This is a genomic window from Pseudoalteromonas sp. SG44-8 (assembly GCF_014164125.1).
In the GTDB taxonomy this organism is placed as follows: Bacteria; Pseudomonadota; Gammaproteobacteria; order Enterobacterales; family Alteromonadaceae; genus Pseudoalteromonas; species Pseudoalteromonas rhizosphaerae.
The window spans coordinates 1-9914 of the sequence record NZ_JACJEQ010000052.1; the positions used below are offsets into that span (position 1 = coordinate 1).

Annotated in this window: 9 protein-coding genes and 4 tRNA genes; 9 read left to right on the plus strand and 4 right to left on the minus strand. The window is 41.4% G+C overall.

Features of this window, described 5'->3' with window-relative positions:
- Positions 1–75: 75 nt before the first annotated feature.
- The 3 genes from H5163_RS20565 to H5163_RS20575 all read right to left on the minus strand — a co-directional run bounded on the left by H5163_RS20565 (position 76) and on the right by H5163_RS20575 (position 3623).
- Positions 76–2232, minus strand: a complete 2157-nt coding sequence (locus H5163_RS20565; protein WP_145242734.1) for an ATP-binding protein — start codon at positions 2230–2232, stop codon at positions 76–78.
- A 135-nt stretch (positions 2233–2367) separates the two neighbouring features.
- Complete coding sequence (locus H5163_RS20570) at positions 2368–3024, minus strand: response regulator transcription factor (RefSeq protein ID WP_145242736.1); 657 nt, start codon at positions 3022–3024, stop codon at positions 2368–2370.
- A gap of 227 nt (positions 3025–3251) precedes the next feature.
- A complete protein-coding gene (locus H5163_RS20575) occupies positions 3252–3623 on the minus strand; it encodes a histidine triad nucleotide-binding protein (RefSeq protein ID WP_145242738.1) in 372 nt (123 codons plus the stop codon).
- Positions 3624–3712: 89 nt separating this feature from the next.
- Here H5163_RS20575 and H5163_RS20580 point away from each other — a divergent pair, with 89 nt between their 5' ends.
- The gene (locus H5163_RS20580; protein ID WP_182735853.1) at positions 3713–4345 is read left to right on the plus strand and encodes a DUF2057 family protein; all 633 of its coding nucleotides are present in this window, start codon (positions 3713–3715) and stop codon (positions 4343–4345) included.
- Between the two features lie 66 nt (positions 4346–4411).
- On the opposite strand, the gene H5163_RS20585 is transcribed toward H5163_RS20580, so the two are convergent.
- The gene (locus tag H5163_RS20585; RefSeq protein WP_145242742.1) at positions 4412–6256 is read right to left on the minus strand and encodes a M1 family metallopeptidase; all 1845 of its coding nucleotides are present in this window, start codon (positions 6254–6256) and stop codon (positions 4412–4414) included.
- Between the two features lie 143 nt (positions 6257–6399).
- Here H5163_RS20585 and murB point away from each other — a divergent pair, with 143 nt between their 5' ends.
- From murB to H5163_RS20625, 8 genes are all read left to right on the plus strand, one after another.
- Complete coding sequence (murB, locus tag H5163_RS20590; protein WP_145242744.1) at positions 6400–7410, plus strand: UDP-N-acetylmuramate dehydrogenase; 1011 nt, start codon at positions 6400–6402, stop codon at positions 7408–7410.
- On the plus strand, positions 7407–8399 hold the full coding sequence (gene birA, locus H5163_RS20595) for a bifunctional biotin--[acetyl-CoA-carboxylase] ligase/biotin operon repressor BirA (RefSeq protein WP_149983335.1): 993 nt from the start codon (positions 7407–7409) through the stop codon (positions 8397–8399). Before murB ends, birA begins: the two co-directional genes overlap by 4 nt.
- On the plus strand, positions 8396–9091 hold the full coding sequence (locus tag H5163_RS20600) for a type III pantothenate kinase (RefSeq protein ID WP_182735854.1): 696 nt from the start codon (positions 8396–8398) through the stop codon (positions 9089–9091). The genes birA and H5163_RS20600 overlap by 4 nt, the downstream gene beginning before the upstream one ends.
- Before the next feature lie 120 nt (positions 9092–9211).
- A tRNA-Thr gene (locus H5163_RS20605) sits at positions 9212–9287 on the plus strand.
- A gap of 39 nt (positions 9288–9326) precedes the next feature.
- Positions 9327–9411 (plus strand) — tRNA-Tyr (locus tag H5163_RS20610).
- A gap of 45 nt (positions 9412–9456) precedes the next feature.
- Positions 9457–9531: transfer RNA gene (locus H5163_RS20615), tRNA-Gly, on the plus strand.
- 12 nt (positions 9532–9543) lie between these two features.
- Positions 9544–9619: transfer RNA gene (locus tag H5163_RS20620), tRNA-Thr, on the plus strand.
- 134 nt (positions 9620–9753) lie between these two features.
- Positions 9754–9914 (plus strand): GTP-binding protein (locus H5163_RS20625; protein ID WP_246175643.1); only part of this gene is annotated, 161 nt, incomplete at its 3' end.

Genomic DNA, 9914 nt, shown 5'->3' on the forward strand with positions numbered 1-9914 from the left:
AGCCATTGTATCTTTGCCTTATTACTTTACCCTCGCCAGCTCGGCAACTCGCCAACTCGCCAACTCGCAAATTCGTCAACTCATCTGCTCCCTGACATACTTTAAATACTGCTCAAGGCTATTTTGCCATAACACCAATGCTTCTGTGAGTGACTCTTTAAGCGGTTTGTTGTCGAGTAAGCGTCGTTCTATTTTTTTTAACTCTATGCCGTAGCGGTTAAAACCGAGTTGTAAAGCGGTGCTTGCTTGGCGATGGAGCAGCTTAATACATTGTTCTTTATCTTCGTCTAATAATTGTTGAGCACGGATCAGCTTGTTGCGTGCGGATAATACAAACTCGTTGTAAATAGACGAAATCTCGTCTTCACTAAAAGAGCTTTTTAATGTGTCTGCTGCGGTATTGTCATATAAAACATCACTCAGCTCAACGGCAATACTGGGTGCATGGCTGCTTTGTGAATCACTTAATGCTTGGCGTAATTTTTGTTGTTTAATTGGTTTACCAACAATGTCTTTTATTCCTAATGAGAAATACTCTTTGATTTCGTCAGGGCTTAAACTGGCAGTAAAGGCGAGTACTGGGGTACGTTGATTTTTATGCTCCATACCTTTGAGGGTTTTAAGTACTTCTTGGCCAGTCAGATCTGGCAGGTTCATGTCTAATAGCACAACATCAAAGTGGTACTCTTGCATCAGGTTAATAGCACTTTTACCATCGCGGGCGAGCTTGATTTTATGCTCATCATCAGCCATAAATTCTATGGCTATTTTTTGATTTAAATCTAAATCCTCGACCAGTAATACATCTAATCCAGTTAAATAATCTTTTGATTGATGGCGCTGTTCAACAAGGCTGAGTTCGCCAAGCACAAGCGTGATATCAAAGCTAAACGAACTGCCTTTATCTAACTCACTGGTAATATCAAGTTGGGAGCCCAGTTTGGCTAGTAGGCGGCTGGTGATAGCAAGCCCTAGGCCTGTTCCGCCTTTTTCTTTACCTGCGCTACTTTGTACGTATGGCTCTGTAAGGTATTCTATTTCATCATCTTCAATGCCAGGCCCCGAGTCAATTACACTAATACGAATATGATGTTCAAGTTGGCGCTCCTCTAATAACTCTACGCGAATTTTAACTTCACCTTTGTCGGTAAATTTAATCGCATTACCAACGAGGTTAATGATGATTTGCCGAAGTTTTTGTTGGTCGCAGTAATAACAAGCTTGCTCTGGGAGGTTATAAATTAACTCAAACTTTAAGCGTTTCTGCTCGGCTAATGGACTAAGTAATAAACATAAGTTATGCAACCAAGTTTTAAATTCTACGTCCTCTTCATAAAGTGCTTCGTTGTGTTGGTCAAGGCTTGCGTAATCAAGCACTTTATCCACTAACAAGTTAAGTGATTCGGCGGAGTTTATAATGGCTTCGCAATAAGGTTTGTCTCGCGGGTCTGTTGATTGATTTAAGATCAATTGCGCACTACCTAAAATACCATTAAGGGGAGTGCGAATTTCATGACTAATGGTAGATAAAAATAAGCCTCTTATTTCAAGATCTTTTTGCGCTTTATTAGTTAACTGATTGAGGTTTTGCTCTCTGCGCTCGTTACATAATAACGCCATCCCGGTGGTATAAAACATTGGGGCGATCACGCCATTAACCAGTAAGGTCACGCTAAACCAGTTTTCTTTTAACAGTGTGAAATTGTTAACATCTTCCATTAAAAAAGCGCGACCGACAAAAATACAGCTAATAATGGTCAGGATCAAAATATAGACAATGCTGCCATTGGGGTAGGGCTTACGGGCAAAGCGAATAAATAAGTACAGTAAAAACAGTGCTTCGCTTATATGCTGTAAATCAGAGGCCAACATACGATTACGAAGGTTAGAATCAACTACGGTAAAGTACATTAGCAATGCTCCGCAAAACAAGGTTGCTAATACAAAAAACCGAAACTCTTTGCCGCGGTAACCTAAAAATTGGCTGATTGCTAATGCATGGATGATGGACGCGCTAAACCATAAACTATTAGCAAGAACAATAGTGATAATGCTATCGAGACGACCGTGTAAGGCAAAGCTCATTAGAGCAATAAATAGCACTAAAGGATAAAGAATATATAACACTGTGCCTGGAGTGTTTTTGTTGGCGCGCCAAGTTAAAAAGTTGAGTAGTGCCATGACGACCATCATGGCGGCACTGGCAGAGTAGAGCGTGAGGGAGTCGAGCATTCATATTCCAAGCAGATCAGGATGACGAGTTTAGAATAATGGCAATTGCATTTGTTAGCAAATATCGTGCTCTAGAATAAACAAAAAAAACAGGCACAAAGTACCTGTTTTAATATTAAAATAAGAGTTACTAGATTAGCGAATTTCGTCCGGAATATTTTGTTGTGCCCACGATAATAATTCAATACGATTACGACATTTTGTCTTTCTAAATGCGCTGTATAAATGAGTTTTTACAGTGTGTGGACTAATGCTTAACGCTTCAGCTATTTCCTTATTTTTAGAGCCGTTACTCATTAAGGAGATAATTGCTTTTTCGCGTTTAGTTAATTTTACAGGTTCAATATCACCGTCAGTGAGCTTATGTAATGCGTCTTTATTGAACTGCAACATACGGTTTAATGCGTTACACATGATATCACGACGATACCACAGCTGATCTTCGAGTAATAAACGAATGCCTTTCATTAGCACATCAGCATTGTCGGTAGTATAAAAAACACCCCGAATACCGCTTAACAATGCACGATTAGCTAGTTCTGGATTTTCGTCTAAGTTGAATAATACGATATCGCACTTAATACGTAGATTGACCAATTGCTCTTTCAATTTCCCCCAAGCGTCTTGGCTTGATGTTTCGATAAACAATAAACGCGTTCCCTCAGGAACGTCAGATATATTTGTTCCGGTAGTAACATTGAGCCCTTGGGTTTTTAATAAAGGCTCTAATACATTAATACCAATTGTATTAATTGGCTCTAGATCTAGTAACAAAAAGGCAGAACTACTCATACTTACTATACTCTTGAATAAAGTTGACTAATCAATCCTAACATGCAATCCGCCCCTTTAGTATTAGAAATTTCCTACTTTAGGGTAAGATAGACATAGTTTTATAACGTTTATCGTATTCGTCATAAAAGATACATTTAAAAAACTTTGTAACAATTTGAAATTAATAGCAAATAACATTTTCTTTCAAAGTTAATTTTTTTTACAAATATTTACAGTTAAGCCGTTTAAAGTAAACCTTTAGTCTTATTTTGGTAAGGTGGCCACCCCATTATTTTACCTGCTAGCATATGTAAATGGATATGATAAACAGTTTGCCCGCCATGTTCATTGCAATTCATTACCACGCGGAAACCATCCTCTGCAAAGCCTTGTTGTTTCGCTATTTTTGCAGCAACCACATACAGGTGGCCAACAATTGGCGCATCTTGCTCGGTAATATCATTGATGGTCGCAATCGCTTTTTTCGGGATAATCAGCACGTGAAAAGGGGCTTGTGGGTTGATATCTCTAAACGCTAAACTAAGCTCATCTTCGTAGATGATATCAGCTGGGATCTCGCGGTTAATAATTTTAGTAAAAATAGTTTCTTGGCTCATTTAAAGGGCTCTTTGTCGGTTGTACTAAAGTCACTAATGACAAACTTTGCCTGCAGTGTCAAACTGAAATCAAACAACAAGGAGCTATTATGCGTAAACATTTATTATTAAGCGGTATTGTGTCATTATTTTTGAGTGCGACAAGCGTGGCCGAAACCGTCAATTTTCCTGAAGAAATAGTGCCATTACAAGTGGGCGATAAGAAAATTGAGCATTCATTTTTCAACCGTGTTGATGAAGTCGAGCTGGTTCCTGGCGTATATCAGCTCAAACTTAAATACACCGATTTGTACGAGCAAGGTTACGATGAGCATCAAGTTATCGACTCAGAACCATTTTGGGTGACGATGACCATTGCTGCCAATACAGATTATGATGTGGTGTTTAACCGTGCTGATAATGCGGTAGCAGCAGAAGTTTTTGCAGAAGCGCCACAAGTGAGCTTACAAGCAAAAGGGGCGTCATTAGGCACGCCGCTAGCCATTATAGCTGAGCCCGATTTGACAAGTAGTATTAACTCTCAAGTTGCGACAGTGCAAGTAGCACCAACAGCAGCAACCAGAGCTGCACCGATGGCTGCTAATTTACAAGCTCCAGTTTCTCGCCCTGCACCTAATGCAGGTAATGCGCCTAGTGCTGCCGCCATGTTAGATTTTTGGTGGCAACAAGCCAGTGCTCAAGAGCGGCAAGCTTTCATTGATAAAGTCACTAAAAATAAATAGCACTGATTAAAATAGATAGCAAAAAGGGCGAATAAATCGCCCTTTTTAATTTTCGTTATTTAGCTATTACTTAGCAAACAAGTCGTCAATAGTACCTTGCGCAAGTGGGTGGTAGCCCGGGCGCGCTTTTAGGTATACTTCATGTGCCCATTCACGTTTACCATTAGTAATCAGAGCTTTGTATAGCGGCACGATTAATTTGCGACGGCCAATACCTGATAAGTGTTTATCAAGTGCTGGATAGATAGGTTGATAGCCATTGCCAACCGCAAGCATAAACCAAGCAAAAGCACGCTCTGCGTTAGTTGATTGTGTAAGGTTGAACTCGCTGTCTAGCATCGCCATTTTATCTAGGCTTAAATCACGTGGTAAGTTATTTAAAAAGTGTAACCACTCATGCACAGTCCAATTTGCCGTAGGAAGTTGTGCGGCAGTTGTGTCACCTTTTAACCATGCTGCTGTTGCACTATCTACTTTATCGAATGCATCTGAGGTTGGGTTTGGTGCATCGCTCGGTAAGCCAGGCTGAAAAATCCACTCGTTTACTTTATCCATGCTAACAACACCTGGATACTGTTCAATTAAGTTCGTTTTTAAGTAAGTAACAAACTCTGCGGTGGTCAAAGATTTGAATGAAAACTCTTTAAAATAGGCTTTTACAAATGGGTCGAACTTGTCGCGACCATACTTGTTTTCAAGGTAAATTAAGAATAGCTGGCCTTTAGTATATGGCACTGAGCTGAATGCATCGTCCGGATCGCGGCCATTAAGTTTTAAGTTAAGGCGAGTATCTGGCGCTGCAATAGTTTTAAGTTGAGCACGCAGGCCCGCAGCGTCAAGCGCTTGCTCCATAACCGCACGGTCACGACCATAAACTTCTTCCATAATACGGTTTTCAACGTACGAGGTAAAACCTTCATTCAGCCATAAGTCTTCCCATGTAGCATTGGTTACTAAGTTGCCAGACCAAGAGTGAGCAAGCTCATGAGCGATTAAGTTAACTAGGCTTTTATCGCCAGCAACAACCGTTGGAGTGATAAACGACAGACGTGGATTCTCCATGCCACCGAAAGGAAAGCTCGGCGGTAACATTAAGAGGTCATAACGCCCCCAAGCATATTCACCATACATGGTACTTGTTTTATCAATCATCGCTTGCGTGTCTTCAAATTCAGCAACTGATGCATCTAAAATGGTTGGTTCAGCAAAAATGCCGGTTTGGCGTGACATAGCTTTAAATTCTAGATTACCAGCGCCAATCGCAATTAAGTAAGGAGAGATTGCTTGAGGCATATCAAAAATGTAATCGCCATCTTTATAAAGTGCATCTTTGTTGTCGGCACTCATCACCGCACGAACATCTTTAGGTGTATGAATACGTGCCGAGTAAGTTACACGCATCGCTGGTGTATCTTGTACTGGGATCCAACTACGAGCATGAATTGCTTGCGATTGGCTGTACATAAACGGATGAGTTTTACTGGCTGTTTGCTCAGGTGTTAACCATTGTAAGCCTGATGCTTCTGGGCGGCTATTGTAGTAAATGCGTACTTTTGCTGCTTGGTTTTTAAAAGTAATAGTTAACTTTGAGCCTTTAACATCATCACGTGCAGCAAGGGTAAATTTTGCTTTATGCCAGCCACCAGTTTGATCTTGATACATTACTTTATCAATATCTAAGTCACGGGTATCAAGTACCAATGTTTTGCTGTCGGCATTTTGCCATTGTAACGTATGCTCAACAAAACCTTCTAACTGCTTGTCAGCAAAATCAACGTCTAAATCAAGATTTAAGTGTGTAGTAATAACATCATCAAGATTAGCATAGGAATTTTGATCAATGGCGCTCGCCATTGCTTGAGAGCACATACCTGCCATAGCGAGGCTTAAAAAAAGCGGTTTAAGTTTCATATTGACCCTGGACGGAAATAAAAAGTGCAGGTTTTATATCATGATTGACCATCAGGGTTGAGCAATTTTTACAATCTGATGCGCGTTTTGCGACGATGGGTTACACTATTGCGATTAGTGACGATTAACCTTTGGGGCATTTTGTGGCTCTCTCTTTGCAAGCTTTTCATACATTTTCTTTACCGAGCCAGTGTTCACAACTGTGCGAAATAACTGACCTTACACAATTACAGCTACTGACGTTTGATAGCCCTTTTTGCATTTTAGGTGAAGGTAGTAACACGGTATTTTTAAGCGATTATCAAGGCACTGTAATTAAAATGGCGACTACCGGTGTCGTCATCGTTGAACGCGACAATGATTACTTACTTGAAGTTGCTGCAGGAGAAAACTGGCATCAGCTTGTTGCATATACGCTCAAAAAAGGGATGCCTGGGCTTGAAAATCTTGCTTTGATCCCCGGTACAGTTGGCGCAGCACCGGTACAAAATATTGGTGCCTATGGTGTAGAGCTGGCAAAATTTATTGAATACGTAGAATATTTTGATATCGCCACTAAGCAGCTCATCCGCCTTAGTTGTCAACAATGCGAGTTTGGCTATCGAGAGTCTATTTTTAAGCATCAATTAAAAAATAAAGCAGTGATCACTTGCGTTGCATTGGCATTACCAAAACTTTGGCAGCCAGAGTTAAGCTACGGTCCTTTACAGCAGCTTGAGTCGGTAACGGCGCAGACGGTTTTTGAGCAAGTGATTAAAACTCGTAACAGCAAATTACCGGATCCTTACATACTTGCCAATGCCGGAAGCTTTTTTAAAAACCCAATTATAGAAAACCAGTTACTTAGCGAATTGCTCGTCGCGTATCCGCAGTTGCCTCATTATTACTATGATGAACACCACCATAAAGTAGCTGCCGGTTGGTTAATAGAACAAGCAGGGTTAAAAGGGTACCGTATCGCAGGAATTGAAGTGCATCAGCAACAAGCGTTAGTTTTAGTTAATCATGGTGGCAGTGAAGGCAGTGACCTAATTAAAATGATTCAACATATCCAGCAGCAAATATGGCAACGTTATCAAATAAGCTTACAGCATGAAGTTCGCTTGATGAATAATGATACTGAATGCCATATCGGTTTAGGGGAGTTAGCATGAAGGCGCCGGATGGTAATAAATTAGCAATCTTAAATGCGCTCAATCAGGGGGGCTTTATCTCTGGGCAATTACTTGGTGAGCAACTTGGCATTAGTCGCGCCGCAGTGAGTAAACATATGCAAAGTTTACAAGCGATGGGGCTGGATATTTTTAAAGTTAGCGGTAAGGGTTATAGCCTTAATAACTCCGTGGGCTTGTTAGAGCAAAATAAGATCCAGCAATATTATCAAGGCTTGAACGCCAGTACGGCACATATCGAAGTGCATCCGATCATTGATTCGACCAACAGTGAGTTAATGCGCCGTATTGCGGCTAAACAAACACTAGATTCAGGCACTGTCGTCGTCGCGGAAATGCAGCAAGCAGGGCGTGGGCGACGCGGACGCGTTTGGCAGTCTCCATTTGGTGCGAACTTGTATTATAGTTATTTCTGGCGCTTAGATGACGGGCTGCAAGCCGCAATGGGTATGTCTATCGCTGTAGGCTTAGCTGTTTACGATACGTTAAAAGCACTGTATCAGTTAGATATTGAACTCAAGTGGCCAAACGATATTTATCTTAATAAAGAAAAGCTCGCAGGTGTTTTGGTCGAATTAGATGGTCAGCCACAAGGACCATGTCAGCTCGTAATAGGCATTGGTATTAATTTGCAAATGCCCACAAGCTACAGCCAGCAAATCGACCAAGCGTGGACTGATTTGAGCCAACATAGCCAACAGATTGATAAAAATCAGCTGGTGGCACATTTAACATACCACCTTGAGCAACGATTAGCGCAGTATAGTCAAACTGGCTTGCATGACATGTATCAGCAGTGGAACGAACTCAACGCCTTTGCAGGACAGTGTGTGGAGTTAAATACTGGGCATAGAAGCTGGCGTGGTATCTGTGAAGGCATAGATCCACAAGGTGGTATTCGTATTCGCCAAGATGGTGAGGTTAAAAGCTATTACGGTGGTGAAATTTCACTACGCAAGGCAGTTCAATGAGATTATTAATCGATGTAGGTAATACAGCACTTAAAGCAGCGCTATGCCAGCAAGGCGAAATCAAGCCGTGTGATGTTAGTGCGCTACCTTGGCGGAAAATTAACGAGCTGGTTTATGCAAGTGTTGGTAAAAATGAGCAACTCAATGGGCTATTAGCACAAGCATTGGCATTTCAGGTGCCATGTTTTGAAGCGAAAGTGACTAAACAATTGAGTAACCTTAGCTGTGCGTATCAACAATTTAGTAATTTAGGTATTGATCGCTGGCTTGGTTTAATTGCTGCTTTTCAATTATGGCCGCAACAAGATTGCATCGTGATAGACACAGGCACAGCCACAACAATTGATGTACTTACAGCACAAGGACAACATTTGGGTGGCTGGATATTACCTGGCCTTGATCTCATGACACGCTCATTAACACAGAATACGCAGCGTGTTTTTGATGATGCCAACACGCCTTTTGCGAATGAGCTGGGTGTAAACACACCTAATGGTTTAAAAAATGGCGCGCTAGTGGCAACCTTAGGGGCTGTTGAACAAGCAAAATTACATTTAACCAATAAAAAACCTCAACTAATTTTTGCTGGTGGCTATGGTGCATTATTGAAAGCGCAATTTTTAGACGCGATTTATGATCCGCAATTAGTGATGAAGGGGCTCAATTACTGGTATGAATTGAGCAAAAATTAACAAAAACAGGCTGTTTTGCCTGATTTGTGAGCGTTCGGCACATAAAATCACATTTTTTTTAATTTTCTTGTTGCATCACCACCAACCTTCCTCTAATATCTCGCCCCGTACTAAAGCAGTGCCGACTTAGCTCAGCTGGTAGAGCAACTGACTTGTAATCAGTAGGTCAACCGTTCGACTCGGTTAGTCGGCACCACTTTCCTTTTACCGAAAGTGTTTAGTAAAGAATTATCGTGGAGGGGTTCCCGAGCGGCCAAAGGGATCAGACTGTAAATCTGACGGCTCAGCCTTCGCTGGTTCGAATCCAGCTCCCTCCACCACTTTATTCTTGACGGTTAGAGGTAGTTTAAGAACAGGTTGCTAACGCGGGCATCGTATAATGGCTATTACCTCAGCCTTCCAAGCTGATGATGCGGGTTCGATTCCCGCTGCCCGCTCCAGTTTCTGGTGTTGCTGATATAGCTCAGTTGGTAGAGCGCACCCTTGGTAAGGGTGAGGTCGGCAGTTCAACTCTGCCTATCAGCACCAGTCTTAGAATCTTCTTGATTACTTCCTTTATCTGTCAGAAAATACTATTTGAAATTTGAAAAATTTAACTTAATCTACCTCTGGTGGATTATTTTCATATGTAATCTAGATACACAAAACTGATAGGTTCCGTCATGGCAAAAGCAAAGTTTGAACGCGTAAAACCGCACGTAAACGTAGGTACAATCGGCCACGTTGACCACGGTAAAACTACCCTAACTGCAGCAATCACTAACGTACTTGCAAAAGTATACGGCGGTGTTGCTAAAGATTTCGCATCAATCGATAACGCTCC

Coding starts and splice junctions, on each gene's coding strand:
- H5163_RS20585 (WP_145242742.1), bottom strand. CDS start 6,256: ATGAAACTTAAACCGCTTTTTTTAAGCCTCGCTATGGCAGGTATGTGC.
- H5163_RS20600 (WP_182735854.1), top strand. CDS start 8,396: ATGAGATTATTAATCGATGTAGGTAATACAGCACTTAAAGCAGCGCTA.
- H5163_RS20570 (WP_145242736.1), bottom strand. CDS start 3,024: ATGAGTAGTTCTGCCTTTTTGTTACTAGATCTAGAGCCAATTAATACA.
- H5163_RS20565 (WP_145242734.1), bottom strand. CDS start 2,232: ATGCTCGACTCCCTCACGCTCTACTCTGCCAGTGCCGCCATGATGGTC.
- H5163_RS20575 (WP_145242738.1), bottom strand. CDS start 3,623: ATGAGCCAAGAAACTATTTTTACTAAAATTATTAACCGCGAGATCCCA.
- H5163_RS20580 (WP_182735853.1), top strand. CDS start 3,713: ATGCGTAAACATTTATTATTAAGCGGTATTGTGTCATTATTTTTGAGT.
- birA (WP_149983335.1), top strand. CDS start 7,407: ATGAAGGCGCCGGATGGTAATAAATTAGCAATCTTAAATGCGCTCAAT.